General features: G+C 42.6%; 23 protein-coding genes and 1 other RNA gene. 9 read left to right on the top strand and 15 right to left on the bottom strand.

Features of this window, described 5'->3' with window-relative positions:
- The first annotated feature begins 718 nt into the window (after nucleotides 1-718).
- The 3 genes from WS40_RS03545 to WS40_RS03535 all read left to right on the top strand — a co-directional run bounded on the left by WS40_RS03545 (nucleotide 719) and on the right by WS40_RS03535 (nucleotide 6,237).
- Entirely contained in the window at nucleotides 719-3,649 is a 2,931-nt protein-coding gene (locus WS40_RS03545; RefSeq protein ID WP_046440239.1) for an ABC transporter ATP-binding protein/permease, read from the top strand.
- Between the two features lie 385 nt (nucleotides 3,650-4,034).
- Nucleotides 4,035-4,709: a response regulator transcription factor gene (locus WS40_RS03540; RefSeq protein ID WP_022286586.1), complete on the top strand. Its 675-nt coding sequence runs from the start codon at nucleotides 4,035-4,037 to the stop codon at nucleotides 4,707-4,709.
- On the top strand, nucleotides 4,693-6,237 hold the full coding sequence (locus WS40_RS03535; protein ID WP_046440237.1) for a sensor histidine kinase: 1,545 nt from the start codon (nucleotides 4,693-4,695) through the stop codon (nucleotides 6,235-6,237). Before WS40_RS03540 ends, WS40_RS03535 begins: the two co-directional genes overlap by 17 nt.
- Before the next feature lie 352 nt (nucleotides 6,238-6,589).
- On the opposite strand, the gene ssrA is transcribed toward WS40_RS03535, so the two are convergent.
- Nucleotides 6,590-6,949: a transfer-messenger RNA gene (gene ssrA / locus WS40_RS11375) on the bottom strand.
- Nucleotides 6,950-6,952: 3 nt separating this feature from the next.
- Nucleotides 6,953-7,420, bottom strand: a complete 468-nt coding sequence (gene smpB, locus WS40_RS03530) for an SsrA-binding protein SmpB (RefSeq protein WP_022286588.1) — start codon at nucleotides 7,418-7,420, stop codon at nucleotides 6,953-6,955.
- A gap of 216 nt (nucleotides 7,421-7,636) precedes the next feature.
- Between smpB and WS40_RS03525 the strand changes: the two genes are divergently transcribed.
- On the top strand, nucleotides 7,637-9,004 hold the full coding sequence (locus WS40_RS03525; RefSeq protein ID WP_325208393.1) for an MATE family efflux transporter: 1,368 nt from the start codon (nucleotides 7,637-7,639) through the stop codon (nucleotides 9,002-9,004).
- A gap of 593 nt (nucleotides 9,005-9,597) precedes the next feature.
- On the opposite strand, the gene WS40_RS03520 is transcribed toward WS40_RS03525, so the two are convergent.
- The 3 genes from WS40_RS03520 to WS40_RS03510 all read right to left on the bottom strand — a co-directional run bounded on the left by WS40_RS03520 (nucleotide 9,598) and on the right by WS40_RS03510 (nucleotide 12,652).
- Nucleotides 9,598-10,224 (bottom strand): formate/nitrite transporter family protein, encoded by a 627-nt coding sequence (locus tag WS40_RS03520; RefSeq protein ID WP_046440234.1) that lies wholly within the window; start codon nucleotides 10,222-10,224, stop codon nucleotides 9,598-9,600.
- Nucleotides 10,225-10,410: 186 nt separating this feature from the next.
- Entirely contained in the window at nucleotides 10,411-11,310 is a 900-nt protein-coding gene (locus WS40_RS03515) for a hypothetical protein (RefSeq protein WP_046440232.1), read from the bottom strand.
- A 316-nt stretch (nucleotides 11,311-11,626) separates the two neighbouring features.
- The gene (locus WS40_RS03510; RefSeq protein WP_046440229.1) at nucleotides 11,627-12,652 is read right to left on the bottom strand and encodes an NERD domain-containing protein; all 1,026 of its coding nucleotides are present in this window, start codon (nucleotides 12,650-12,652) and stop codon (nucleotides 11,627-11,629) included.
- Nucleotides 12,653-12,987: 335 nt separating this feature from the next.
- Here WS40_RS03510 and WS40_RS03505 point away from each other — a divergent pair, with 335 nt between their 5' ends.
- Entirely contained in the window at nucleotides 12,988-13,614 is a 627-nt protein-coding gene (locus WS40_RS03505) for an esterase (RefSeq protein WP_046440227.1), read from the top strand.
- A gap of 545 nt (nucleotides 13,615-14,159) precedes the next feature.
- Here the strand turns inward: WS40_RS03505 and WS40_RS03500 are convergent.
- From WS40_RS03500 to WS40_RS03490, 3 genes are all read right to left on the bottom strand, one after another.
- Nucleotides 14,160-14,951, bottom strand: coding sequence for a class I SAM-dependent methyltransferase (locus WS40_RS03500; RefSeq protein ID WP_325208392.1), 792 nt, complete (start codon nucleotides 14,949-14,951; stop codon nucleotides 14,160-14,162).
- Nucleotides 14,952-15,129: 178 nt separating this feature from the next.
- Nucleotides 15,130-15,429: a hypothetical protein gene (locus WS40_RS03495; protein WP_022288235.1), complete on the bottom strand. Its 300-nt coding sequence runs from the start codon at nucleotides 15,427-15,429 to the stop codon at nucleotides 15,130-15,132.
- Between the two features lie 74 nt (nucleotides 15,430-15,503).
- Nucleotides 15,504-16,232: a metallophosphoesterase gene (locus WS40_RS03490; RefSeq protein WP_046440225.1), complete on the bottom strand. Its 729-nt coding sequence runs from the start codon at nucleotides 16,230-16,232 to the stop codon at nucleotides 15,504-15,506.
- 302 nt (nucleotides 16,233-16,534) lie between these two features.
- On the opposite strand from WS40_RS03490, the gene WS40_RS03485 reads away from it, so the two are divergent.
- Nucleotides 16,535-17,020, top strand: coding sequence for a hypothetical protein (locus WS40_RS03485; RefSeq protein ID WP_046440223.1), 486 nt, complete (start codon nucleotides 16,535-16,537; stop codon nucleotides 17,018-17,020).
- Between the two features lie 162 nt (nucleotides 17,021-17,182).
- On the opposite strand, the gene WS40_RS11740 is transcribed toward WS40_RS03485, so the two are convergent.
- The 4 genes from WS40_RS11740 to WS40_RS03470 all read right to left on the bottom strand — a co-directional run bounded on the left by WS40_RS11740 (nucleotide 17,183) and on the right by WS40_RS03470 (nucleotide 20,588).
- Nucleotides 17,183-17,422: a helix-turn-helix domain-containing protein gene (locus tag WS40_RS11740; RefSeq protein WP_442973346.1), complete on the bottom strand. Its 240-nt coding sequence runs from the start codon at nucleotides 17,420-17,422 to the stop codon at nucleotides 17,183-17,185.
- Nucleotides 17,423-17,517: 95 nt separating this feature from the next.
- Nucleotides 17,518-18,846: a threonine/serine ThrE exporter family protein gene (locus WS40_RS03480; RefSeq protein ID WP_046440221.1), complete on the bottom strand. Its 1,329-nt coding sequence runs from the start codon at nucleotides 18,844-18,846 to the stop codon at nucleotides 17,518-17,520.
- Nucleotides 18,847-18,864: 18 nt separating this feature from the next.
- Nucleotides 18,865-19,662 (bottom strand): DUF4866 domain-containing protein, encoded by a 798-nt coding sequence (locus WS40_RS03475; protein ID WP_046440219.1) that lies wholly within the window; start codon nucleotides 19,660-19,662, stop codon nucleotides 18,865-18,867.
- 23 nt (nucleotides 19,663-19,685) lie between these two features.
- Nucleotides 19,686-20,588 carry a LysR family transcriptional regulator gene (locus WS40_RS03470; RefSeq protein ID WP_022288240.1) on the bottom strand — a complete coding sequence of 301 codons (903 nt, stop codon included), beginning with the start codon at nucleotides 20,586-20,588 and terminating at the stop codon, nucleotides 19,686-19,688.
- Nucleotides 20,589-20,765: 177 nt separating this feature from the next.
- Here WS40_RS03470 and WS40_RS03465 point away from each other — a divergent pair, with 177 nt between their 5' ends.
- Both WS40_RS03465 and WS40_RS03460 read left to right on the top strand, forming a co-directional pair.
- Nucleotides 20,766-21,437 (top strand): YoaK family protein, encoded by a 672-nt coding sequence (locus WS40_RS03465; RefSeq protein WP_243238862.1) that lies wholly within the window; start codon nucleotides 20,766-20,768, stop codon nucleotides 21,435-21,437.
- 344 nt (nucleotides 21,438-21,781) lie between these two features.
- A complete protein-coding gene (locus WS40_RS03460) occupies nucleotides 21,782-22,573 on the top strand; it encodes an alpha/beta hydrolase (RefSeq protein ID WP_046440217.1) in 792 nt (263 codons plus the stop codon).
- Nucleotides 22,574-22,707: 134 nt separating this feature from the next.
- Here WS40_RS03460 and WS40_RS11370 read toward each other — a convergent pair whose 3' ends face one another.
- The 3 genes from WS40_RS11370 to greA all read right to left on the bottom strand — a co-directional run bounded on the left by WS40_RS11370 (nucleotide 22,708) and on the right by greA (nucleotide 25,059).
- Nucleotides 22,708-22,869 (bottom strand): hypothetical protein, encoded by a 162-nt coding sequence (locus WS40_RS11370; RefSeq protein ID WP_022288243.1) that lies wholly within the window; start codon nucleotides 22,867-22,869, stop codon nucleotides 22,708-22,710.
- Nucleotides 22,870-22,973: 104 nt separating this feature from the next.
- Nucleotides 22,974-24,545, bottom strand: a complete 1,572-nt coding sequence (lysS, locus tag WS40_RS03455; protein WP_046440215.1) for a lysine--tRNA ligase — start codon at nucleotides 24,543-24,545, stop codon at nucleotides 22,974-22,976.
- Between the two features lie 37 nt (nucleotides 24,546-24,582).
- The gene (greA, locus tag WS40_RS03450) at nucleotides 24,583-25,059 is read right to left on the bottom strand and encodes a transcription elongation factor GreA (RefSeq protein WP_022287906.1); all 477 of its coding nucleotides are present in this window, start codon (nucleotides 25,057-25,059) and stop codon (nucleotides 24,583-24,585) included.
- Between the two features lie 256 nt (nucleotides 25,060-25,315).
- Here greA and WS40_RS03445 point away from each other — a divergent pair, with 256 nt between their 5' ends.
- Nucleotides 25,316-26,656 carry a family 43 glycosylhydrolase gene (locus tag WS40_RS03445; RefSeq protein ID WP_046440213.1) on the top strand — a complete coding sequence of 447 codons (1,341 nt, stop codon included), beginning with the start codon at nucleotides 25,316-25,318 and terminating at the stop codon, nucleotides 26,654-26,656.
- The last annotated feature ends 1 nt before the right edge of the window (nucleotide 26,657 follow it).

Below are 26,657 nucleotides of genomic sequence, written 5' to 3'. Positions count from 1 at the left end.
ATTACAACCATTGTAGGACAGAACAAAAAACTATCCTATCACGCTTGTAGGGGCTTGGCGAAATTTCTGTTCGCAAGCTCACAGAAATGCGACAGCCCGCTCGAAGTGACGAGGTTTGAATTTACCATAAAGTCATGCAGATGTACAAAGACGTGCGAGGGGGTCGGGACGTCGGATTTCTGCAAAGCAGAAATTGCGCCGCTCCCCTACAATTCTGAAATTATAACAAATTCTGAACACAGGCGAACGCTGTTCGCCCCTACAGATATTTGGGATAGTTTATTCCTCCGCAAAATCGCTCCGCTCTTTGCGTATCTACATTGCGCTTAGGGATAGAAAGGCGGTGCAGATTTTATACTCCGATATCACTTTCATCTGATAGCCTATTTCTATCTGCTTTTGATAATACAATCTGCACCTTGTCGGCTTGCGCCGAATGAGGCTCTGCCTCATACTCCGCTAGGGGCTTTGCCCCTAGACCCCACAAGCCCTCTAGCGCCGGGCTTGAGCGTGCGCTTTATCTCTCGCTTCGCTCGGTGCTTTATTTTTACTTTATGCTTGCAATTTACTTTGGTCTGCTATGCTCATTCCTCATTCCTCACTCCTCACTTAAATCCCCCCTCCGACAATTTTTTTACCCAAAACTGTGTTATGTTTAAACTGAGTTTATAAAACCCTATTATAATATCTTTACAATAACAAAAATAGGAGAAAATATATGCTTAGTTTAAAGGACATAAAAAAAGATTATGTCGTTGGTGATTCCACCGTTTCTGCCCTTAAAGGCGTCAGCATTGATTTTCGTGAGAATGAGTTCGTTTCTATCCTCGGCCCGTCAGGCTGCGGTAAAACCACTCTTTTGAACATTATCGGCGGCCTTGACAGATATACCAGCGGTGACCTTAACATTAACGGCAAATCTACCAAGGATTTTAAGGATTGCGACTGGGATTCCTACAGAAACCATTCCATAGGCTTCGTGTTCCAGAGCTATAACCTTATACCCCACCAGACAGTGCTTTCAAACGTTGAGCTTGCTTTGACCCTCTCAGGTGTTTCAAAGTCAGAAAGACGTGAAAGAGCCGTCAAGGCTCTCGAGCAGGTGGGTCTTGGCGACCAGCTCCACAAAAAGCCTAATCAGATGTCGGGCGGTCAGATGCAGAGAGTTGCCATTGCAAGAGCGCTTGTGAATGAGCCTGACATTCTGCTTGCAGACGAACCTACGGGTGCGCTTGATACTGAAACAAGCGTGCAGATAATGGAGCTTTTGAAGAGCATTTCAAAGGACAAGCTTATTATAATGGTAACGCACAATCCTGAGCTTGCAATGAAATATTCTTCAAGAATAATAAAACTTCTTGACGGAAAGGTCATAGACGATTCCGACCCTCTTGACAAGAATGTTGTTGAGCCTATCAAAAAGCCTGAAAAAGAGCCTACTAAGGCTGACAAAAAGGCAGCGAAGAAAGAGCGCAAAAAGCTTAAAACTTCCATGAGCTTCCTTACTGCACTGTCTTTGAGCCGAAACAATCTTATGACAAAAAAGGCAAGAACGCTTCTTACCTCTTTTGCAGGCTCTATTGGTATAATCGGTATCGCACTTATTCTTTCTATCTCAAACGGCGTTCAGCTTTATATAGATCAGGTGCAGTCTGATACACTTTCAAGCTATCCGCTTCAGATAACAAAGACCACCGCAAGTATAGGCGAGATAATGAACACCATGGCGAAAAACCATGAGGATTCAGCAAACCACGATAAAGACAAGGTCTATTCTCAGAATGCCATGGGCGAGATGATAAACACTCTCATGGAAGAAACAAAGGTCAACAATCTGGAGAAGTTCAAGAAATATCTTGACGATAACAGCGACCTGAAAGACCTTACAAGCGACGTTCAGTACACATACGCCACTACACTTAACGTTTTCACGGAGAGCGACAGCGGTGTAATGCAGGTCAATCCGTCAACGCTTCTTGAAGATATGGGATATATGTCCTCAACTCAGATGGAAGCAATGTCCATGAGTGGCTCAATGGGTGGCATGATGGGCATGGGTACTGACGTATGGAGCGAAATGATAGATAATGAGGAGCTTATCGACAAGCAGTATGACGTTATCGCAGGACGTTTGCCTGAAAAGTATAACGAAGTTGTGCTTGTAGTCGATAAGAACAACGAGATAAACGACTATGTGCTTTATTCTCTCGGACTTCTCGACCCAAGCTCACTTAACGGCATAGTAAGACGTGCCATGGCAGGAGAGGATATATCCGTTGACAGCGAACAGCACGTTTACACCTATGATGAGCTTCTTGACCTGAAATTCAAGGTCGTTCCTACACCTGATTTCTATAAGAAAAAAGACGGTGTGTGGGAAGATATGACAGGCGATGAGAGCTATATGAAAAAGGCTGTTGCAAACGGCACAGAAATAAGTGTAGTCGGTATCCTGCGACCTGACGAGGACGCTTCTTCTGCTTCCATAAGCGGTGCGATAGGCTATCGTCATGACCTTATGACATATCTTATCGACGAAGTAGATAACAGCGAAATAGTAAAAGAGCAGATAGCAAACCCTGACATAGATGTTTTCACAGGACTTAAGTTCAAAACGGACGAGAATGTGGCAGATACAGACAGCAGTTCAGAAACCGTTTCCGACAGCACAGCCGATACAGAAAGCAAGGCTGACAAAACAGCAGACAACTCCGACACAGATAAGAAGGCTGGTTTGGTGGCAGGCGGCGACAGCTCTATGGAGATACCTGAGGGAATGACCGAGGAGCAGTATAAGGCTCTTATGGAGCAGAGCGGTGCTTCCGATACAGGCGAGCTTGCAGATATGGGCATGAATGCCATGGGTTCAATGGATATGTCAGCAATTCAGGGCGGTGATATGTCATCGCTTACCGAAACTCAGAAGAAGTATATAGCTTCACTTTCTGACGAGCAAATGGAGCTTATGAAGCAAATGCTCAAAGAACAGTCCGACACAAATGCGGATCAGCTTGCAAACAGCGGAAAATATTCCACTTCAAACTATGACAACAACATGAAAACTCTTGGCTATTCAGTTGTTGAAGATCCTGACAGCATAAATATCTATCCTGTGGACTTTGCTTCAAAGGAAAAGATAATAGATATTATCGACGATTACAACGACAGTGTCGGCGAAGAGGACAAGATAGAATACACTGACTATGTGGGTCTTATGATGAGTTCTATCACCTCTATAATAAACGCTATCAGCTACGTTCTTATTGCGTTCGTTGCAATTTCACTTGTCGTATCATCTATCATGATAGGCATTATAACCTACATCTCAGTTTTGGAAAGAACAAAGGAGATAGGTATTCTGAGAAGTATAGGTGCTTCAAAGAGGGATATATCAAGAGTGTTCAATGCCGAAACAGTTATCGTGGGATTTGTGGCAGGTGCATTGGGAATAATTATCTCCTATCTGCTCACAATACCGATAAACATGATAATCGCACATCTTACAGACGTGCCGATAAGAGCTTCAATACCTGTCAGTGCGGCAGTTATACTCATTGCAATAAGCGTTTGCCTGACGCTTATCGCAGGTCTGTTCCCGTCAAGAGTGGCGGCAAAGAAAGACCCTGTTATCGCACTGAGAACAGAATAGTTTATTTTATACCCCAAGGAGGTAATCACTATGAAAAAGCTTACAGCAGAAAAAATTGACAACATCATGGGTGCAATGAGTTGTATCGTAACAGGTTTTTGTCTTATGGCTCTCATTATGATGGGACATTGCTGATTTTCTGACATTTCCATAACAAATTCCTATATAAGCTCTGCCCGTCATACCATTTTGGTTGGCGGGCAGTAGTTTTCTTGTGAATTGGTGCGGTATGGCTTAGAATATTCTATAAACCGTCACAAATTTTACACAATAATAGGTTATTATATAAGCAAAGAATATGAATTAAGGTAGCAACACAAAAGGATTGCGTGCAAAGCCAATAGGCGGTCCTTGTGCGGTGTTGCCTGAATAGGGAGGAATACTTATGGCAAAAATTCTTGTAGTCGATGACGAGATTAAAATAAGAGAGATAATCAAAGAGTATGCCGAGTTTGAGGGATATGAAGTAGCTCAGGCTGAGGACGGTATGCAGGCTGTGGAAATGGTGAAAAATCAGGATTTCGATATCATCATAATGGACGTTATGATGCCGAAGCTTGACGGCTATTCAGCTTGCAAGGAGATAAGAAAAATAAAGCAGATACCTGTTATAATGCTTTCCGCAAGGGGCGAGGAGTATGACAAGCTTTTCGGCTTTGAGATAGGCGTTGACGATTATGTAGTAAAACCGTTCTCGCCAAAGGAGCTTATGGCAAGGATAAGGGCGGTGCTTAACCGTGCGTCAGCTTCTCAGCGCACTGAGGACGTTATAAGATACGAGGGATTAGAGATAAACTTTACAGCCCGTGAGGTAAAGATAGACGGGGAGAAGGTTTCCATGACTCCGAAAGAGTATGACCTGCTTTTCTATCTGGTGAAGAACATGAACATTGCGCTTTCAAGAGAGAAGCTTCTTGAAGAGGTATGGGGCTTTGATTTTTACGGTGACGACAGAACTGTGGACACTCACATAAAAATGCTGAGAAACAGCCTGGGAAAATACCGCAATCTTATTGTTACTCTGAGAGGAATGGGATATAAGTTTGAAAAGATCCAGTAAGCTTGCAGAAGTCAAGGAAAAAGTCAGCAATAAGACAGCGGAGATAAAGGCGAAAAGAAGTCTGCGGTCATATGTGTGGATGTATTTTATCTTCTTCACGGCTTTTATTCTTATTCTTATTTGGCTTTTTCAGTATTTTTTCTTGGAAAGATATTATCAGTCGGCGAAGATAAGAGATATTACAGACGCTGCAAATCAGATAATCCAAGCATATGGCACTGACCAGCAGGAGGTAACGAACCGCTCGCTGGCTTTTGACAACAGCCTTTGCATTGTTATAACGGACGAAATGGGCAATCCTATTGTGATGGAAAACAACATGGGAGCATATTCGCATCTTAACAAGATCATAAACAAGGGCTATGGCATCGGACTTTTCAAGATGATATCTAAGCTAAAGCAGTCGGACGATAACTACATCACGAAAATTGCTCAGAATGAGAATTTCAAGAGCAAGGAGATATTTTACTGCACGTCTATCTACACTGATGATTCGGATAAGCAGGCGTATCTTTTCATTGAAAGCTCAATAGAGCCTATAGATTCCACTGTAAGCATTATAAGAGAACAGCTCATTTATATCACTATCATACTTTTTGAGCTTGCTTTTATTGTAACTATGTATATCTCAAAGCGACTTTCAAAGCCTATCGTTGACATTACGAACACGGCGAAGAAATTCGGTGAAGGGGATTATACGGTGGAGTTCAATGGTCATGGCTATTGTGAGATAGAGGAGCTTTCCACGGTGCTTAACAATGCCAAGGACGAGATACAAAAGGTATCGGAGCTTAGGAAAGACCTTATTGCGAACATATCTCACGACCTGAGAACACCGCTCACTATGGTAAAGGCTTATGCGGAAATGATAAGGGACTTGTCGGGGGATAATCCTGTGAAGAGGCAGGAGCATATCCAAGTCATTATCGACGAGGCTGACAGGCTTTCAAGTCTGGTAAATAATCTGCTGGAGCTTTCAAAGCTGGAGTCGGGCAATGCGGAGCTTAAACTCACGGACTTCTCTATAGTTGACAAGCTCAATGACTGCATGACGAGGTATCAGCTCCTTATTGAGCAAAATGGTTATGATATCAAGTATATACCAGACGAGGACAGAGTGATAACGGCGGATATCGCAAAGCTGGATCAGGTCATTTACAACTTTATAAACAATGCTATAAACTACACAGGTGACAACAAGGTCATTCGTATCAAGCAGATAAACAAGGCTGATGTGGTTCGTATTGAAGTAACAGACAACGGAAAGGGCATTTCTAAGGAGCTTCTGCCTAAGATATTTGACAGATACTACCGTGACGCAAAGGTAAAGCGTGACGTGGTAGGCACAGGACTTGGACTTTCCATTTGTCAGGAGATACTCAAAGCCCACGGCTTTGCATACGGCGTTCAATCGGAGGAGGGCAAAGGCTCGACCTTCTGGTTTGAAGCAAAGATCGCAAAGCAGGAGAGCAAGACTGTTCAGAAAATGGAGAGCAGGCTTTCGCTCAGCGGGCTGGAGGAGAAATAGGGTAAAATATAAGAGTGCATTATTCGTGATGGTAATGCACTCTTTTTTATTATATCAGCGTCTGCCATGGTGAAATAACAAAGTTGGGTTTATAAATAATGATCCATGAGCGGCAATAAAAAACCGCCCTACATAAAGTAAAGCGGATCGGGTGCAGGGGCAAGTCCCTGAATTTGTAAAAGTGACACACAAATTATCACAGCGGTGACTTTGTGTGTTTACAAAAAAACTTGACGGGAAATGTCCGCCACGGCGAAACAATGGTTGGGTTTTAGATAAAATTGATGAGCGGCAATAAAAAAACCGCCTTACATAAAGTAAAGCGGAATTGGGTGCAGGGGCACGCCCCTGCTGGTGGAGGTGAGGAGAATCGAACTCCTGTCCAAAAGCCTATCCCCACGAACTTCTACGAGTGTATTCTGTTATTGCGGAAAACTCCCGTTCCCTTGCACAAAGGCAAACAGACACGCCTGTGTGTTTGGTAGGCTGTGATACATCACAAGGCTACAGCCATCGCTTTGTAACGTTCACCACTGATCGACGCCTTTACCAAAGCCGTGGTACTCTAAGGCAAGACGAGCGCTGACTTAAGCAGCAGCTAATTCAAAATTATCGTTGTCGTCTAATTTTAAAACGTACGCCGTTTAAAGAGTGTGCGCTCCTCTACTCGCTTATCGTGCTTCAAAACCCCCGTCGAAACCTTTACACCCCCAGGTTAGTTTCGCTCTTTCATGGCACGCTCTATGTCACGCTGTGCGGCTTTCTTTGCCATGTCGTCACGCTTGTCATAAAGCTTTTTACCTTTGCAAAGCCCAAGTGCAAGCTTGACTCTGCTGCCTTTGAAATATAGCGACATCGGGATAAGCGTAAGACCCTCCTGCTGTACCTTTCCGAACAGCCTCAGTATCTCACGTTTGTGGAGCAGCAGCTTTCTCTCACGGCGTGGATCACGGTTGAAAATATTGCCGTGTTCATAAGGGGATATGTGCATACCCTTGACCCACATCTCTCCGTCCTCGATAGAACACCAACTGTCTTTCAGATTGACGCCGCCGTTCCTTATAGACTTGACCTCTGTTCCCACAAGCTCGATACCGCACTCTATCTGCTCAAGCACGAAATAATCGTGACGTGCCTTTCGGTTGTCGGCAATCTGCTTTGTGCCTTTTTTGTCTATCGCCATACTGCTCACCTCCCGTGGAATATTATTATAACACCATTTCATGCCTTTGTCAACAGGCAAAGAGTTCAAAAAATTGTACAAATGGTCGTAATGTTTAGATTTTTACACATCTCTGTGTGTGCTTATGTGCAAATTCGAGTATTGAAATAGCTTTGATGGTGTGATATAATATTAGGTGTGAGAAATAGTTAGTTGAAAGATGAGAGAAGATCTGTTATGAAAAATAAGAAAATAGATATGTTAAACGGCCCGCTTGTGGGCAAGATCGTTATTTTTGCACTGCCCCTTGCATTGTCAAGTATTTTGCAGCAGCTTTTTAACTCCGCTGACCTTGCGGTGGTGGGCAGATTTGACAGCGACAAAGCCATGGCGGCGGTTGGAAGCAATTCTTCATTGGTGAACCTTATTGTAAGCCTTTTTCTGGGGCTTTCTGTCGGTGCAAATGTCGTGGTGGCCAGGCTTATAGGTCAGGGGAGAAAAGATAAGGCAAACGAGGCTGTACATACGGTGGTGCTTTTGGCGGTCATAAGCGGATTTATCATACTGGGTGTAGGCGAGATACTTGCACCGATACTCCTTGGCATGATGAATGTGCCTGACGATGTTTTAAAGCTTGCAACGCTGTATCTCAGGATATTCTTCTTTGCAATGCCTTTTATCGAGATATACGATTTCGGTTCGGCAGTGCTTAGGAGCAAGGGCGACAGCACCCGACCTCTTTACGCTCTTATCACCGCAGGCGTTATAAATGTTATTCTGAACCTTGTGTTCGTGATCGTGTTCAAAATGGGCGTGGCAGGCGTTGCAACGGCAACTGTTATATCAAACTTTTTCAGTGCCTGCATGATACTTTACTTTCTTACCCACGAGGAGGAAATGCTAAGACTTGATTTCAGAAAGCTCAGGATACGCTGGAAATATCTTCTCGGTATCATAAAGATAGGCTTGCCGGCTGGTTTGCAGAGCATGGTTTTCTCGCTGTCAAACGTTGTGATACAGGCGGCGATAAACAGCTTCGGTTCAGACGGTATCGCCGGAAGCACAGCGGAACAGAATTTTGAGTTCATGGCATATTTTGTGATAAACGCTTTCGCTCAGACTGCGACCACCTTTACAAGTCAGAATTTTGCGGCTCAGGATAAGGAACGCTGTAAAAAGATATACAGGCTTTGCACCTTTATCGGGCTTGCAAGCTGTCTTGGGCTGAGTCTGATATTCCTTATTGGCAGACACCTTTTTATACAGATCTTCTCAACGGACGAGAACGTTATACACTACGCAATGATAAGAATGTGGTCAGTTTGCCTGCTGGAGCTTCTTACGGGCGTTTACGAAATATCGGGCGGCTGTCTTAGGGGAATGGGTCACTCTATGACACCTGCGGTCATAACTGTGCTTGGCACCTGCGTGTTCAGGCTTGTGTGGGTGAACACGATTTATGCGGCTCACAGAAGCTATCTTATGCTCATGATAGTTTACCCTGTTTCCTGGGTGATAACAGGCACTGCGGTAACAGTGGCTTACTTTATCATACGGCGCAAAGAGCTTGCACAGATAGGTAAACGCAGGGCGGATATTATTTGATAGACAGGCGACAATTCAGATAGACGTGGAAAGGGGCAAACGCTTTTCGCCTCTACAGAAAAAGATAAATCTGCACTCTGAAAGCTGTAGGGTTTTCGGAGTGCAGATTTTTTTTTGAAAAAAGTCGCAACTGTCCAAAAAAAGTTACCACAAATGGTTTTTAGTGTGTTATAATACATACATCAGGAACGAATCAAGGCAATACCGCACAAGGATTGTGCGCAAGATGCGCCGTCAGATTTTTCGTCAGATTGTGCTAAAGCGACGCAGGAATACTAGCGTATTCAAAGCTGGTAAACCAGCTTGAGAGCTTTGGTGCGATATGGCGGAAAATCTGCAAGCAGATTGCGTACAAAGCCGACAGGCGTGCCTTGTGCGGTATTGCCTTATGACTTCTGCACACTCCTTCTAAATTGTTTAAATTGTGTTTTATTTGTTATCTTATGTTTACTATTTACTCCTTTGTTTTATTTGTTTTTTTCATAATACCCCCTTTACTGTGTTCCTGAGAGCAGAAGTCATTTTTTTACCGCAGTTCTTTTTGAACTGCGGTATCTTTTTTTATGTGTTACATAAGCTTATAAAATTAGGCATCATGCTTTTGATACAAAGCCTTTTCGCAGAAGGGGGATAAGTATTCCGCCAATGGAGTTGCCAAGGGACATTATAATAAGGTAGCCAAAGGCTTTAATGCTCCATAAGTTTGCTATGGTAAAGAAATACATATTAGCGACGCAGTGTTCAAAGCCGCTGAGGATAAAGACCACAACGGGGAGAAATATTGCAAGTATCTGTCCCACAGGGTTTTGGATAGTTTTATAGCCGTCTGCGGCAACGAACATAAGTATTCCGCAGAAAAATGATAGGATAAAAACGCTTGTGATATTATCCCCAAGCTTTATATTGCAAAGCTCTGTGGCTTTGTCGCTTATGGTGGATATGCGTGTTTGGGTAATAAGCAGGGCGGAGAGGACGGCTCCTGCAAAATTGCCGAGCCATATTATGCCAAGCTCACCGAGATAAGAGGGTTTGTTTTCCACTGCATATCCGACTTTTCCTGTGAAGAGATTAAAGCCGAAAGACAGTATCACAAACAGTCCTATGCCGAAAAGAAACGCTCCCAGATATTTGTTAGGGCAGGACAGATAGACTGTTCCGCCTATGGCTATCGCCACGCCTGTGAGCAAAGAACGCAGAAATATGTCGATAATTTTCTTCATGTAAATTCTCCTATAACTTTTTTGTGACAAAGCACTGTGTTATTATACTATATTATAATGGCTGTTTCAACAAAAAAGTGGCATTGTTTACACTTATTTTGATTTTTGTTTCCAAGTAAGCCATGGGTAACATGAGCTTTGTGACATATTTCTTGTGATATGGGAGATATGCAATGTGAAGAATAGTTAGAACAGATCCAGCATACTGTCGAGATAAATTTGCTCTCTGACCTTTAGCTGATGTTCGGGTCTTGTCATATAGTAGAGCAGAAATTCAAGTATCAAGGCGCTTCCAAGGCTTCTGCCCTCTATCTTGAAGTTTGAAAAGCCCATTGGGAGATAGGTGTTTTTGATATTCTCTATGCCGATAAAGGCGGGGCTTTCCATGGCTTTTGAAAAGCGGTAGCCCTCTGAGGCATTGGGTGCTTTGCAAACATGGTCGGGACAGTTTTCGCCGAGATTTTTGCGGCTGACGTTTTCATAGCAGTTTTTTCGGTCTGCACAGCCTATATAACAGCATTCGTTGCAAAGAAACTCCACTTTGTTTTTCTGCTCAGTGGTGAGATCGGAGAGTTTATCCAGGGCTTTGTTTAGGCGAAAGTCGGGGACTACATAGGAAAAATCGTCACGGTCAAGCTCGTTTACAAGCTGAGAAAACTCGGTGAGGACTTTTGTGGTAGAGGACACAAAATAGAGGTGGGGATAATTCTCTTTCAGATATGAAAGAAGCAGGTCGGAGCATATTATCACGCCGTTTTGTGGAAGCGGGCTTTGGGAAAACAGCCTGCAAAGCTCGTTGCACTTTTTGTCTGAAAGGTGTTCTTCTCTTAGCAGGGAATTGCTGAAGGTCAGCCGTGAGGAGATGTTATATTCTTTCATAAGGTCGAGGACTTCTCGTGGAGAATGTTCGCCGAAGCCTGCCCGTCCGCCGCCCCATATACAGTCGGCAGGTGCGCCATAGACAGAGCCTATTTCGCACCAGTCATAGAAATAATCTCTATGGTCACGGAATATGGGAAGGAAAGCGGCGTAAAGGTCATAAAACTCGAAAAGCCCCGGCAGGTGGTAGTATGCTTTATTGGTCATGTGGGGTCACCTCTTTATTTATCATTATAGCATGGCGGGGGTGGGAAGTCAAAGTTATTTTTCCATTACTACTATCTTGTTTGAAATATTGCTCACAGGCTTTATCTTTTTAAGAAGCTTTGGTTTTTCATTCATATCCATTTTCCTTCCTCCTGCGGTGTTATTGAGATAGCTGTGACTAACTCATTCTTTTTTTTGATAGCACATTGAGGTGGAAATGTCAATAAAATAGGGGAGAGGTAGGTTTCTCTGACAGAAAAATACCGATACAGGGGGGCTGTATCGGTGGATATATCTGAAGTTAGTTATTGTTATATCAATAATCTCCCAATATCGTTAGAATGTCTTTACCGTATTTTAGGCATTTGGCATCACCAAAGCCTTTTATTGATTTTAGTTCTTCTAAAGTTTGAGGATTAGTTTTTATTATCTCTTCAAGCTGAGCATTATTAAAAATGAAATATGGCTTGATTTTTTCCTTAACACTTTGTTTGTAGCGATAGTCTTTTAATGCTTTATATACAGGTGAATTTTCAATGCTGTCAAAATATGTGTTTTGAATTGGCTCTTCCTTTACAGTAACTGTTTTTTCCTCATTGACTTCAAGCTGATATTTGGCAGTATAGTCAGTAGTATTTGGAATGTTGCTTTGCAGAAAGAAATCAGCCAATTCTTTCATTTGCTTATCTGACATATTTTCGTTTCGGCTTTCGTCATTCAGTCTTTTTATATAGCTGTTAAGTCCGTCAACTTTAACTATCTTGGATTTTATATCCTTAGGTGCATACTTCATGTCAATTATGGTTTTTGGATTAGCTAAAACAACTACTGACTTATATGTATCGTCAAAATAATGTTCAAAAATAGCCTTGGTGAGTAAGCCTTTAGTGTTTCGACGCTTTTCTTTTATCATATCCAAATGGCGCTGATTTTGAGTTATAGGGCTATATATACCTTCTTTATGATAGCGTTTTCCAAATTGAATGGTTCTGGTGAAATCTCCCTGATTATTAACAGTAATATTTCCATAGAGGTTTTTGCACTCAATTATCAGTATCACTTTTCGTGTGATTACTATATAGTCTATCTGCGTTGTAAGTCCATTTTCTTCAAAGAAAATATCGTGAAGAATATACATAGGCATATGACTGTTTTTCAGCTCAAACATCAATGCCTCTTCGCCTTTTATGCCATAGTAAACAAGTTTTTTGTCCTGTTCTATTTGTTCCTTGACACTTTCAGGTGCAAGCTTTGAATAAAAGTCCAGCTGCTCAAGTTGTTTTTTCGCACTGCTGTCCTCTTTTAGTACCACAGGTTCACGAAGTTTATCAAATAATCCCATATAATTTTCCTCCGATAGTTTTTTAGATAGTGCTATTATACCATATTCCGTATGTCATTTCAAGTATTTTACTTTGCAATGTGGTACAATTATTGTAGTACTACACAGATTAAAAGGGCTTGACTTTGAGGGCAGTTGAAATATTGCGGATAATGTGATATACTGTCAATAAACGAAATACCGCAGCAACGATAGGACGGACAATGTGCTTGTCAGGGTTTCTTCTTTCGCAAGGCTAAGTGAGGCTTATCCTAATTATTTTGCGGATATAGGAGAATTTGTTGGCGTTGTAAATGGGTACTTGAAGTGAGATATATTACAGAGGTGACGGCAAAATGACATACCATTATTATGGCGACAAAAATGCTGATATTGTTCTTATCCAGCCTGTGGGCGACCATGATCTGCCTGAGATAGAAAACGAGGTGGCAGATATAAAAAAGCTCACGAGTGTGGATTTTCAGCTTATTGCGGTGAAGGTCGAGGATTGGAACGATGAGTTATCGCCTTGGAACGCTCCTGCGGTATTTGGCAATGAGGGCTTCGGCAATGGAGCGGAAGATACTCTGGCGGAGATATTAACGCTTTGCTCGGACAAGAGCAAGAATTATTACATTGGCGGATATTCTCTGGCAGGGCTTTTTGCCTTGTGGGCGGCGTTTCAAACGGAGAAATTTTCAGGCGTTGCGGCGGCTTCTCCGTCGGTGTGGTTTCCTGATTTTGTGGGGTATATGAAAGAGAATAAGATAAAATGCGACGCTGTTTATCTCAGCCTTGGTGACAAAGAAGAAAGGACGAAAAATGCGGTCATGTCAAAGGTGGGCAACTGTATCCGTGAGAGTTATGATTTGCTGACGGGGCAGGGTGTTGACTGCGCCCTTGAATGGAACAAGGGCGGACACTTCAAAGAACCTGCTTTGCGGACAGCTAAGGGTTTTGCTTGGGTGATGAACGGAAGATAGGGGAATGGCAATGGATAAGAAAAAATTGTAAAACAGGCTTGAGATATCGCAAAACTAAGAGACAAGTCGATCAAGGGAACAAAAGAGACAATATATTTTGACAACGCATCTATTGGTGTACTTCCAGAGATCATTACGGAAAATAATATTGTTGTTGCAAGTTCCAATAATGGTGCAGTGCAGAATATCGTAAATGAGCTTCCACTTACCAAGAAACAAATCGACCAAAAGTTTGTTGAGGAGCTTAAAGGTGCTGACTATTTTTGCAGTATCGCTCTCAAATAAAGCCCGTACTCACAATGGATTCAAACATTCTGAATATGCTTAGAGAACATTTTGGAGTCACTGAAAAATATTTATCAAATTCCGCATCAACGCAGACATTGACTGAATGTTGCCGCTACCCGTGCAAAAAAAGAATTTTACATTGTTGGAGATAAAAAATTATATCTGAATTGCGGCGGTGATACGCTGTTTGACGGGCTTTTTGCGTGGCGGAACTTCTAAATTTGGGATTATAGCATGGCGGGGGTGGGAAGTCAAAGTTATTTTTCCATTACTACTATCTTGTTTGATATATTGCTCACAGGCTTTATCTTTTTAAGAAGCTTGAATATTGGGATAAACTCCGCCATTCCCTCGACGAGGCTGTGGTCTTCAATGTGGCGGAAGTTCGGTAGAAGCTTTGCAAGCTCTTTGCCGTCCTTGACGCCCCATGTGAATTTGGCTTTGCTGCCCTCGATCGACTTTTCTTTCATACGCTTTACCATAGTGGGGCTCATCGTCTCGACCAATACTGTGACGTGTTCAAAGCGTTTGTTTATGACATCAAAAATCTCCTTTACGTCCTTTTCGGAGAGGTACATAGTGAGGCCTTCGATAATGACGATAGCAGGGGCATCATGCTCGGTTATTTCTCCGCTCCAATCGTCCATGGCGGACATTGCTATCTGGGATATCTCGCCTGATTCAGGGAGAAGCTTTTCTCTCACGGCGATAGTTTCGGGCAGGTCAAGGTTATACCAATGGGAATAGCCGTTCATTCTGTAACAGCGTGTATCAAGTCCGCAGGCGATATTCACCACCACTGCGCCTTTGTTTTTTGCAAGATACTTGTTCGCAAGCTTATCGAGGACTATTGTTCTTGCCACAACGCCACTGTGCATTGCTGAGTCCTTATCAGCAAGTGAAAAATCATAGTTTATCTTATCTATTATCTCCACGGCTTTTGTATCTTTTATCGCACCCCTTGTTTTGGTTTCCTTTGCACGGGCATACACGGTTTGCAGCATAGTTTCAGGCACGCCTGAGAGCTTTGGTTTTTCATTCATATCCATTTTTCTTCCTCCTGTGGTGTTATTAGGATAGTTGCGACTAACTTGTTCTTTTTTATGATAGCACATTGAGGGGGAAATGTCAATAGAGGTGGGGCGGATAGGGGAGTTGGGGCAGAAAAATACCGATACAGAGGGGCTGTATCGGTGGGTGTGAGTAAAAGGAGTAAACTGAAATTTATTACTCATAAACGGAAAATTTAATAAATTCATATGGCAATCCCATATCTTCGGAATATTTGCGTATCTCTGCCTTTTCGTCATCATTCATTTCGTTATAGAATGGTCGGTCTGATACTTTCCAATATATTTTAACTTCATCTATTATCAACACATCTCCCCAAGGGGCAGCATATAATTCCCCGACTTTATATTTTCCAAGTTCTTTATATACTCTTGTGGTATAACAATATCCCAATTTCTTTAAGTAATTTTGGATAGATCCATATTCATATTCGGGAAATGATATTTTTTCAAACATACAATAGACCTCCTGCAAATGTAACACAAACTGTTTTATCCTCGTCGGTTATGATATTTAACGGGACAAGTATATCACATTTTGAAGTGATTTTCAAGGGGCTGGTTTATTTTGTCAACATAAAACTCCATGTCTGTTTCAAAGCAGTAGGCGCACAGACGTCCACCTGAGGCACAGCCACAGTCTATGGCTATGTGTCCGTTGGCTTTGTAGGCTTCGGGTCTGCCGTGGTTTGGGATATTGGCGGTAGGGGTGTGACCTGTCACAAGGAAAGTATTCGGGTCGCTGAAATAGCGTTTTGAATAGTCGGCACGCTCCCAGATAAGCTGGTGGAGGGTATATTCATCAAGGGGCTTATCCTCGCTAAAGCCCCCAAGACCTGCATGGGTGAGGACAAAACGTTTGCCGTTTATGGTAATATCCTCATACATTGAGAAGCTTTTGAGAAACTCCATGAAGTCCATGCGGTCGGCTTTGGAGAGGGAGATAAATTCGCTGAAAGTGGGTTTGCCTCCGCTGGTGAGCCAATCTATCAGGTCTAGCCGTTCGTCTTTTGTAAGCTTGCTCACGTCATTTTTTATGAGGTGGCGGAGATTGATATAGGCAAGGTGTTCATGGTTGCCGAACAGCGGGATAACATTATCCCGAGCCATGATGTCGTTATAGATCTCCATAGGCTTTTCGCCCCTGTCGCAGATATCACCTAGGATATAGAGGGTATCGTCTTCAGAAAAGTTGATTTTTTCGAGAAGCTTAATATACTCCTCATAACAGCCGTGGATATCAGATATTGCATATGTCATAAAAGCACCTCGCTGGGTTTTGGGTCGGGTTTCTTGTCTATTCTATTATAGCATACTTAGGGGTAAAATTGGGGAGGTTTGAAAAAAATTTTACCCATTGGCATAGAGTTTGCTTCAAGCTGTATAATGGGGATAAAATTAAGGAAAGTTGAGCAAAAGTAACCGTTAAATATTCCGTACATTACCCGACTTTGCCACTAAAAAAATGATAAAATGGACAGAATATGCAACTGTCCAAAAATTGTTACCACAAATCTTAAAAATATGGTATAATATTAGAAATACAGTTTGGAGGTGTGATTATGGAATCTGGAAAAAACAACAGAAACGAGGAAATGCTTGACGATTATATAGGCTACAAGCTGGCAACAGAAAACAGCTCTCAGCATAGTTCGTTCAATCTCAAAGGAATCGTTGTCGCTGTGTTGATCATCATAGGGATAGCCATGATCTATGATGCCCTGCGCCCCAAATGCGCACACTCAGGCTGTGACAATACTCCTGAAGAAGGCAGCTGCTACTGTTTGATACATGACCCTAAGTATTACAATAATAAGAACAGCTATACTTCAGTATTCACAACTGCTACAACATCACGTCCGAAAACCACTACAGCAAGCAGTTCAGCTGCCAGAGCTACCCGTAAGAATACCTATAAAACCTCAACCAGTAAATCTGCTGAGTATGATGCTCATGATTATGACGACCCAGAGGATCTCTATGAAGATCACTATGATGATTTCTATGACTACGAGGATGCAGAGGATTATTGGGAAGAGAATAATTGACTCTTTTTTCATATAAGGAAAAGCACAAATGCAAAAGACGTTCCATTTGGATAAAATGAAACGTCTTTTGTTTGATAATAGTTTTATAGTAGTCCTATAAACAGGAGAATGTAATGTCTACACGGCAGACGGATAAATCCATGAAATATTGTCCCGTATATTCTACTTCCTAAAATCTCTGGGACTGCACCCGTAGGCTTCTTTAAAGGCTTTTGAAAAATAGCTGTGATCGTCAAAACCGCAAAGCACACAGATAGCATTTATCGAGTCAGATGTGTTTTTTATCATATATGCCGCATTACGCAGACGATAATTTTTTAGATATTCAAACGGCGACTGTCCTGTTATGTTCTTAAAACACCTCAGCACTTCGCTTTTGCTGACAAATGCCGCTGACCCCAGTAATAGGTAATGGAGAATAGTCTTAATAGGAAAGTGTATATCAATATAGTTTTTTTTATGTGGGTTCGGTATAGCTTTAGACTATGACTAAGATTTTAAGTACAACACCTAAATGACCTGTCCGTAATTATCCTAGCGAAGATAAGCCCCAAAGGCAGAGCTAGTATTATCAGCAGGGCAGACGCAAGCCATGACGCAGATGTTTCAAGGGACATGACACCCAAATTATAGAAAGCCTTGTAAAGATATAATCCCGGAACCATTATGACTATGGACGGAACGGTTATGGATATTCTCGGATAGCCCACATACTTTTTCAGCAGCGAGGCGAGTATGCCTGCGGTGAATGCCCCCACAAACGCAGCAGCTGCCGGAGGAAATGAAACAAGGTCAACAAGTTCCAATCTCAGGGTGTTTGCAAGTGCACCTATAACTGCCGCAGAGGCTGCAAGCTTGACAGGGCTGTTGAACATAACGGAAAATCCGAAAACCCCGCAGAAACTTGCCGCAAGTCTGAACAGTATGAACTGCCATAAGGTAAGGTGCAGAGGCAAAAAGTCCATTGGCGTAAGGTGCAGGATAAGTGCCATTAACCACGCCGTCATTGTGGCTACAATTATAATGATGAGGGCGTAGGTCAGCCGCTCGATGCCCGAACGCATATCGAGCTTTGAAAGGTCTATGCCGCTTGTGATGAACGGAAAACCAGGTATAATAAAAAGCATTGCACATATGTAGCCTGCCTCATGTTGCATTTTTATATTGAAAAGTATTTTCGCAAGTTCAAACAGCCCTGCATATGAAAGGCACGCCGCCGATACTGAGGCAACTATTCCAAGCACAAGGGTAAGGTGGTGCTTTGTGAATTTGCTCCGCACATAATTGCCAATGCCTGCACCGAAAAATGCACATATCATCTCGGTCAGTCCACCGCCAAGCAGGAATGTGAACGCTCCGCAGGCAAGTGCCGCCGCAAGGCCCAAAACAGGCGGCGAGTAAAGTCCGTGTATCTTTTCGATATCGTCAAGTTCATTGTGGACCTGTTCGCAAGTCAAACTATCGCAGCGGCTGACAAAATCGTTGATGAAATTTTCAAGACGTGTTAGCTTTGAATTGTTTACTCCCGTGTTAGTAAGGCAAAGAGACTGCGAAAAGCAAGCCTCGCCGTCAAAACAGGTGTAGTTTATGGACATAAGCCCGATATCTGCTGTGCAGGTCAGTCCCATACATTCCGACATGGTGTTCATGGAACTTCTCACACGCCACGCTCCCGTTCCGCAGGAGAGAAACATCATTCCCACCCTGCCTATAACAGAGGCTTTTTCTTTCAGGCTCGCCTTTGATACTGGCTCGTCCTTTTCGGCGTCTGTGAAATCGTGCCATGGGATATCCATGTGATTTTTCTTAACTATAGTTTGTGACATTCAGTATCACTTCCGTTTTTAAAGATCAAGGCTGTCTGAGCCTGCTTTTTTCATCATTTCCTCACGGCAGGCAAGCACAATGCCGTCTATCTCGCTGAGGTGCATGAGCATTTTCTTTTCAAACTGATGAACAGGCAGTAAAACGCCGATCTCATCAAATGATTTTCCAGCCTTTTCGCCTGTTTCTTGTCCGTAATAGACCATTGCGGTTGGGGCAGTCTGCTGTATCTTGTGGAAAGTATTCCATATAACATCATAGGTCTGAGCCTCGGAAAGTCCAAGCTTTACAGTGTCAGGCAGGGCGTAAAGTATAAGCACGCCACGTCTTTTGTCAACACGCTTTTCCTTAATGTTCATTCCGTCGGTATAGACCCTCATAAGGTCATATCCGTCTGCAAGATAAAGCTTTGAACGTGGTGCACAGCTGTGGTTTTTGTACACATCACGAAATTTTTCGAACTCATGCTTTGTGACAAGCTTTTTCTTTTCTTCAATGACATCGCCTTCAGGGGTCGTAAGGAGTTCAGGATTTTTTCCGGCTTTTCCGTGAAAACGCTTTGGTATAAGGTATGCCTCTCTCAGCAGATCGAAAAGACTTCTTCCACAAAGCTCCAGAAGAAGCGCACTTATATCACCGTTCGTATATGCGGTCAAAAGCACCTGCACAAGATGTTTTGGGTCAGGATCGGTCTGCATATCATCGTCACTAAGGTGATCGTAAAGCACGTTGCTGAGCCTTTCGCAAGCTCCTTCCGATGCCATTATCCTTGAAAAAAACTGTTCGACTTCATTTTCTTTTGGCAAAACTGTAGGCATATTATTATCTCCTTTCATGTATGTCATATCTCAGCATTTGCAAACATATTACACTTTTTCAGTATCATTTTTTGTATCTCTGTAGCGGCGGCATTGAGTTTTTTGTCTGCATTTTCTGCAAGAACGATGCTCCTCTTTGGAAACTCTTCATCAGTTTTCAGAATATAAACATCGCCGCTTTGTGCCATTGGTTCAGGTATAAGACCTATGCCAAGGTTGCTTTTCACAAGCGGCATTATCTGATCGGCGGTTGCGACCTCAATATCCGGCTGAAAATCTATTCCATGCTGGAAAAAGAAGTCGGAATAGAAATCATATGTCCTTGTGTTTCGGTTAAGTGATATTATAGGGTGGCTGCAAAGTTCCTCAAGAGTGAGCGTTCGCTTTGCAAGATCCTTTAGCTTTGTGCTGCATATGATAAGTTCACGGAACTCTCTGAGCTTATGAAAATTCAGCGAGCCCTCTGTGCTTATCGGCGTTGTTACCACAGCGAGGTTTGCAATGCCGCTTTTGAGAGCAGTCAGTGCCTGAGGGGTTGAATGGTTCAGCAGCTTTATTTTTATTCCCGGATATCTTTCATGGAACTCATTGAGAAGTGGCAGCATAACGCCGTGAAGTGCGGTCTCCGTCACACTTATGGTGACAGTTCCGCTTTGCAGGTCGTTGGCTTTTGAGATCTCATCTTCGCCCTCTGTAATAAGTTCCACCGCCTTTGAGATGTGCTCGTAAAGTATCTCTCCCTCAGGGGTAAGCGTGACGCCGTTTTTCATTCGATTGAAAAGCGTGCAGCCAAGTTCTCCTTCGAGTATTTTTATCACCCTTGTGATATTAGGCTGATTTGTGAGCAGCACTTTTGCCGTTCTTGAAAAGCTGCGGTTCTTTGCGGCATAATAAAATATCTTATAATATTCGTAATTTATATTCACTCTATCACTTTCTTGCTATATCAATATTTTATATCTTGCATATAAATTATATATTTGACTTATATATCTGAGATAATTATAATGGAAAAAGGAGAAAATTAAAGTGCATAAAAATATTTTTCTTGTTAATTTTTTATGAAGGAATATGATAAAATGATGTTACGATCAAGAAAACAAATGTCTGAAACCAATATGCTCATGATACTTCTGACCATATCAGGGGGCTTGCAGGACGCATATTCGTATTTTGTGCGAGGTGAAGTTTTTTCAAATGCACAGACGGGAAACATTGTGCTTATGAGCACATACGTCGCAAAAGGCAACTGGCACAGGGCGTTGCACTATCTTATACCTGTGCTGGCGTTTGCAATGGGGATTTTCATAGCCGAGCGTTTGCACGCACGTTTCAAGGACGTGGGATTTATACATTGGCGGCAGATAATAGTTTTCACGGAAATGGTGCTGCTTTGCATTGTGGGGTTTATACCGCTTGGCGGTTCATACGATTTTGTTGCGAATGCACTTTCATCATGTGCCTGTGCAATGCAGGTGCAATCGTTCAGGAAAGTAAATAGTTATCCATACGCAAGCACGATGTGCATAGGAAATATGAGAAGTGCAATGGAATCCATAAGTGCATACATGAGGATAGGGGACAAGTCGCTGCTTAGGAAATCGCTGCAATATTTTCTTACGATATTCGTATTTGCCTGCGGTGCAGGAATAGGCGGAGCATATTCATTATACATAGGCAATGAGTTTATATGGATATCTTGTGCATTGCTGCTTATATGCTTTGTGCTTATGTTTATAAAGAGTGAGAATGATATGATGAGGGAGGATATGTAGGGCACATTTCGATTAGTATTGTATTATAAAGGTCAAAAGCCGCAAGGTCAGACAGCCTTTTTGCTGGTTTGACTTTGCGGCTTTGATTTTGATATAATGAATAAAAAAGTTGCAGACGGGGTAGATAGACACCTTGTAAATGTGGAGGGGCGTGGAATTATGATCGACAAAAAATATTATGAAAAAGCGGCAAGGTACGTTGGGACGAGGCTTTGACAGATGTGATTTTTATTTTTATAGGGATAAATGATTTTGTGAGGGAAATTGAAAAATTTTTTCGCTGTCCCCCTTGGACAAACCTGATTTTATGTAGTATAATTATATAAAAAACAGGAGGAAAAGCTATGTCAAACTTAACGATCAGATTTTATTCAAATTGCCTGCGGAGATATACCACGTTTAAAATGTACCTGCCATGTGACATAAGGCAGGACTGGGGGCAGACAGATACGAAATACTCGGAAAACAGCACCAAAACGCTTTTCTTGCTGCACGGTTTTACAGGCGACGCAGAAAACTGGGTGCCTGAATATCTTTCGGACAAGTATAATTTTGCGGTAGTTATCCCCTCGGGCGAAAATTCTTTTTGGCTGGACGGACGCTCGACTGGTCATCAGTTCTGCAAATTCGTCGGCGAGGAGCTTGTGGACTATGTAAGACGAGTTTTCAGACTTGCGAAAGACGGCAGTGAAACATACATTATGGGTCTTTCAATGGGCGGATTTGGTGCGCTTCATACAGCATTTGCATATCCGGAAACCTTTGGCAAGGTTGCTGCATTATCTTCGGCTCTTATCGTACACGAAGTCGCAGGAATGTCAGAGGGGCAAGGCAATGCCACAGCGAATTATGAATATTACAGAGAATGTTTCGGCGAAACCTCTGAGGTGCTGAACAGCAGGAACAATCCCGAATTTCTTATAGACGAACTTCAGCGAGAGGGCAAAAATATCCCAGATATATTTATGTGCTGCGGTACAGAAGATTTCCTGCTTGAAAACAACCGTGATCTTCACAAATTTCTTGAAAGCAGAAACGTTTCTCACGAGTATTATGAAAGCAAAGGCAACCACGATATGATTTTTTGGAGTGAGTATGCTGAAAAGGCGGTCAAGTGGATGTTTGAGGAGAAGTAAGAGCGGTGATGTCTTTGCGGTTTCTTATGTGATAATATGAAACACAAGAAACCTCATACAAACTGCACAATATAAAAATACCCTTTGAGAAAGGGATTTCTCCTCTCTCAAAGGGCAAGTTGGCAAACTGGAATTTATCTGTCTCTTTCTTTATTTTTATCAGCATTTGCTCTTCTTTTTATTCTTAATATTAAACTATCAGGACTTTTCTTTTCTTCCGTATTTTTGCCTGCATTAGCTCTTGCTTTTATTCTTGATATCAAATTATTTGTATTTTCTTTTTTATTCTTTTCCATATAATTAACCTCCCTACAAATTCCGATTTGTATTTCTGTTTGTTTTAAAAATGGGCAACCCCGATTGGAATTGCCCATTAATTCTACAAATTATTATGTTATGGTTACTCCAACGTCTTCATCGTAGGGAACAAAAGCACATCTCTAATAGCCGGTGAGTTAGTCAGCAGCATAACAAGTCTGTCTATGCCGTAACCAATTCCGCCTGTAGGTGGCATACCTATCTCCAAAGCTCTCAGGAAGTCCTCGTCTGTGTGGTTTGCTTCCTCGTCACCCTGCTTCAATGCCTCTTCCTGCGCTGCAAATCTCTCACGCTGATCTATCGGATCGTTCAGCTCTGAGTATGCGTTGCACATCTCTCTGCCTGTGATGAAAAGCTCAAATCTCTCTACATAATCAGGATTTTCTGGCTTCTTCTTTGTAAGCGGAGAAATCTCGATAGGGTGATCCATTATGAATGTAGGCTGAATAAGATGCTCCTCAACATATTCCTCAAAGAACAGGTTGAGTATGTCGCCCCTCTTGTGCCTTGCCTCGTATTCAATGTGATGCTCGTCTGCAAGTGCTTTTGCCTCTTCTGTTGTGGCTACCTGTGAGAAATCAACACCAGAATACTTCTTTACTGCGTCGATCATTGTCATTCTCTCAAACGGCTTGCCAAGATCTATCATTACGTCACCGTATGGTACGCAAGTTGTGCCGCATACCTCCTGTGCAACGTGTCTGAACATATTCTCTGTGAGATCCATCATGCCGTAGTAATCTGTGTATGCCTGATAAAGCTCCATAAGAGTAAACTCAGGATTGTGTCTTGCGTCAACACCCTCGTTTCTGAATACTCTGCCTATCTCGTATACTCTTTCAAGTCCGCCGACAATAAGTCTTTTCAGATAAAGCTCCAGAGAAATTCTAAGCTTAACGTCCTCGTCAAGTGCGTTGTAGTGTGTCTCAAATGGTCTTGCGGCAGCTCCGCCTGCGTTAGATACCAGCATTGGAGTTTCAACTTCCATGAAGCCCTGTCCGTCAAGATATCTTCTGATAGATGAGATTATCTGCGACCTCTTTATAAATGTGTCCTTTACCTCAGGATTGCATATAAGGTCTGTGTATCTCTGTCTGTATCTAGTGTCCTGATCCTTCAGACCATGCCACTTCTCAGGCAACGGCAGAAGCGACTTTGAAAGCAGTACGAACTTCTGAGCGTGAATTGAAATCTCGCCCATTTTTGTTCTGAATACAAAGCCCTCAATGCCAACGATATCACCGATATCGCCCTTCTTGTAATCGTCAAATTCTTCCTTGCCGATCTCGTTCATTCTCAGATAGACCTGAACCTTGTCGCTCTTATCTCTCAGGTCGAAAAAGCTTGCCTTGCCCATAAGACGTCTTGACATTACTCTGCCTGCAACGCTTACTGTTATGCGGTTTGCCTCGAGAAGCTCCTTGAGCTTTTCTTCGTCCTCGCCTGCCTGCTCCTTAAGCTCAGCCTCAAGCTTTTCATACTGTGCTTTAGCCTCGGCACAGCTTGCCGTAACGTCATACTTTGTTATCTCAAATGGATTCTTGCCCTTGGCTTTCAGCTCCTCCAGCTTGTCCATTCTTATCTTCTTTAAGCTGTTTATGTCCTCCTGAGTAAGCTCTTCCTCAGGAGCGTTTGTGCGGTTTTCCTCGCTCATTTATATTTTCCTTTCCGTGTGTTTTGTAAGTGGTCTGTTACTTTGAAATGTCGATGACCTCGAATTTCAGCAGACCGGCAGGTGTTTCAGCCTCGAAAATGTCGCCTACCTTGTGCTTGAGTGCAGCCTTGCCTATAGGTGACTCGTCAGAGATCTTGCCGTTGTCAGGGTCAGACTCAGTTGAACCTACTATCTGAAGATCCTCGATCTCGTCAAGCTCGATATCCTTTATCTTGATGATAGAGCCTACACCTATCTCGTTTACAGAAATATCATCGTCCTCAACGACAGTTGCGTTTGAAATGAGAAGCTCTAACTCATTGATCTTTGATTCAAGGATAGCCTGCTCGTTCTTAGCCTCGTCGTACTCAGCATTCTCGGAAAGGTCTCCGAAAGAACGTGCTTCTTTAAGCTTCTGAGCGACTTCACGTCTTTTTACTGTAATAAGGTATTCAAGTTCCTCCTGCAATTTAGCATAACCTGCTTTTGAAACAGTCTTAGAAATAGCTGCCATAATTAAACACTCCTATATCAATATAATTTTATACGGGTACTATCAACTTAATATTATACACGATTTGCCCTCTTTTGTCAAGGTCGGAAGCCGTCGCAAACGGGCTTTTTTGCACCTTTGGACAGTCTGCACGATTTTACATTTTGCACAAATTTTCACCTCTGACAGCGTGTTAGGATATTGAAAATAATAATAGTATGATTTATAATTATCTTATGATAAAACAAGTTATGAAAAAACATAGGAGGAAATTTTCATGCCAAACCCCATTTTGCCTGCATGGGAGTATATCCCTGACGGCGAGCCGAGAGTTTTCGGCGACAGAGTTTATCTTTATGGCTCACATGACAGAGCCGCTCAAAGCGACTTTTGCGACTATAAACTGAAAGTCTGGTCTGCACCACTTGATGACCTTAACAATTGGGTCTGCCACGGACACAGCTTCCATACCCGTGATGACCGTGACCATAAGTCCGATACCGAGGGAATGACCGACCGCAAGCTGTTCGCTCCGGACGTTATAGAAAAAGACGGCAGGTATTATCTCTATGCCTATATAGTCGGCTCAAAGGGCGTTGTTGGCGTGTCCGATAAGCCCGAAGGTCCTTTCAAGCTCCTTTCCCAGTATAAATATGACCCTGAGGACGCAGGCGATGACGGCATTTATAATGATGCAGGCGTGCTTGTTGATGATGACGGCAGAGTGTATATTTATTACGGCTTCACAGAATCTAACTTCAACGAGATAGACCCTGCGGATATGTATACCATTAAAAAGGGAAGTTACAAAAGAGCGGTCATTGATGACAGCGACAACGCACCGCAGGAACAGCGCTTCTTCGAGGCAAGCTCCCCAAGGAAAATCGGAGATACATACTATCTTATATATTCCCCATGTGTAGGAAGCAGGCTTGCCTATGCAACCTCAGATAAGCCACAAGGTCCGTTCAAATATCGTGGATATATAATAGACAACGGCGTTGACTATCCGGGTGGAAATGACCACGGCTCAGTGTGCAATATAAATGGTCAGTGGTATATTTTCTATCACAGAATGACAAACAATACCATAATGTCAAGACGTGCCTGCGTTGAGAAAATAGAGATTCTCCCTGACGGAACGATACCGACAGTGGAAATGACCTCGCTTGGCTTTGAAGACAGCCTTGACCCTTTCAAGCCTTATCCTGCGGATATAGCCTGCGTGCTGAAAGGCGGTTGTTTTATCACCGAAAAGGATATCTTTACAAGAAGTATCGTGAACATCACCGAGGGTAATGTTATAGGCTATAAGTATTTTGATTTTGGCGAGGACTTTTCCTCAAAGACCATGAAGATAGCCCTGAAAGTCAGGGGCATGGGAACAGTCGCAAAGGTGGCGATCTATGCTGATGACTATGAGAACAGCGAGCCTGTAGGCTATGTTGATATTGGCACAGGCGACGGAGTTTACACAGGAGTAATCAAGTCACTCACAGGCAGACATTCTATCTATTTTGTGCCTACAGCTTTTTCAGATGAGCTTGCCGATTGGATAGCAGATTATTTCAAAAACAAGCCGCTTTTTGAACTTGAAGAATTTGTATTTATGAAATAGG

This window comes from Ruminococcus sp. N15.MGS-57 (assembly GCF_000980385.1).
Lineage (GTDB): Bacteria > Bacillota > Clostridia > Oscillospirales > Ruminococcaceae > Hominimerdicola > Hominimerdicola aceti.
The sequence above is the reverse complement of the archived record's forward strand: the minus strand, read 5'-3'. Positions and strand labels throughout refer to the sequence as shown.

Excerpts from the sequence above, each read along its gene's own strand:
- lysS (WP_046440215.1), bottom strand. The coding sequence starts at position 24,545 with ATGAGCGAGGAAAACCGCACAAACGCTCCTGAGGAAGAGCTTACTCAG.
- WS40_RS03500 (WP_325208392.1), bottom strand. The coding sequence starts at position 14,951 with ATGGATATGAATGAAAAACCAAAGCTCTCAGGCGTGCCTGAAACTATG.
- WS40_RS03480 (WP_046440221.1), bottom strand. The coding sequence starts at position 18,846 with ATGTCACAAACTATAGTTAAGAAAAATCACATGGATATCCCATGGCAC.
- WS40_RS03485 (WP_046440223.1), top strand. The coding sequence starts at position 16,535 with ATGGAATCTGGAAAAAACAACAGAAACGAGGAAATGCTTGACGATTAT.
- WS40_RS03445 (WP_046440213.1), top strand. The coding sequence starts at position 25,316 with ATGCCAAACCCCATTTTGCCTGCATGGGAGTATATCCCTGACGGCGAG.
- WS40_RS03520 (WP_046440234.1), bottom strand. The coding sequence starts at position 10,224 with ATGAAGAAAATTATCGACATATTTCTGCGTTCTTTGCTCACAGGCGTG.
- WS40_RS03460 (WP_046440217.1), top strand. The coding sequence starts at position 21,782 with ATGTCAAACTTAACGATCAGATTTTATTCAAATTGCCTGCGGAGATAT.
- WS40_RS03525 (WP_325208393.1), top strand. The coding sequence starts at position 7,637 with ATGAAAAATAAGAAAATAGATATGTTAAACGGCCCGCTTGTGGGCAAG.
- WS40_RS03495 (WP_022288235.1), bottom strand. The coding sequence starts at position 15,429 with ATGTTTGAAAAAATATCATTTCCCGAATATGAATATGGATCTATCCAA.
- greA (WP_022287906.1), bottom strand. The coding sequence starts at position 25,059 with ATGGCAGCTATTTCTAAGACTGTTTCAAAAGCAGGTTATGCTAAATTG.
- WS40_RS03540 (WP_022286586.1), top strand. The coding sequence starts at position 4,035 with ATGGCAAAAATTCTTGTAGTCGATGACGAGATTAAAATAAGAGAGATA.
- WS40_RS11370 (WP_022288243.1), bottom strand. The coding sequence starts at position 22,869 with ATGGAAAAGAATAAAAAAGAAAATACAAATAATTTGATATCAAGAATA.
- smpB (WP_022286588.1), bottom strand. The coding sequence starts at position 7,420 with ATGGCGATAGACAAAAAAGGCACAAAGCAGATTGCCGACAACCGAAAG.
- WS40_RS03505 (WP_046440227.1), top strand. The coding sequence starts at position 12,988 with ATGACATACCATTATTATGGCGACAAAAATGCTGATATTGTTCTTATC.
- WS40_RS03515 (WP_046440232.1), bottom strand. The coding sequence starts at position 11,310 with ATGACCAATAAAGCATACTACCACCTGCCGGGGCTTTTCGAGTTTTAT.
- WS40_RS03545 (WP_046440239.1), top strand. The coding sequence starts at position 719 with ATGCTTAGTTTAAAGGACATAAAAAAAGATTATGTCGTTGGTGATTCC.
- WS40_RS03465 (WP_243238862.1), top strand. The coding sequence starts at position 20,766 with ATGTCTGAAACCAATATGCTCATGATACTTCTGACCATATCAGGGGGC.
- WS40_RS03510 (WP_046440229.1), bottom strand. The coding sequence starts at position 12,652 with ATGGGATTATTTGATAAACTTCGTGAACCTGTGGTACTAAAAGAGGAC.
- WS40_RS03475 (WP_046440219.1), bottom strand. The coding sequence starts at position 19,662 with ATGCCTACAGTTTTGCCAAAAGAAAATGAAGTCGAACAGTTTTTTTCA.
- WS40_RS03490 (WP_046440225.1), bottom strand. The coding sequence starts at position 16,232 with ATGACATATGCAATATCTGATATCCACGGCTGTTATGAGGAGTATATT.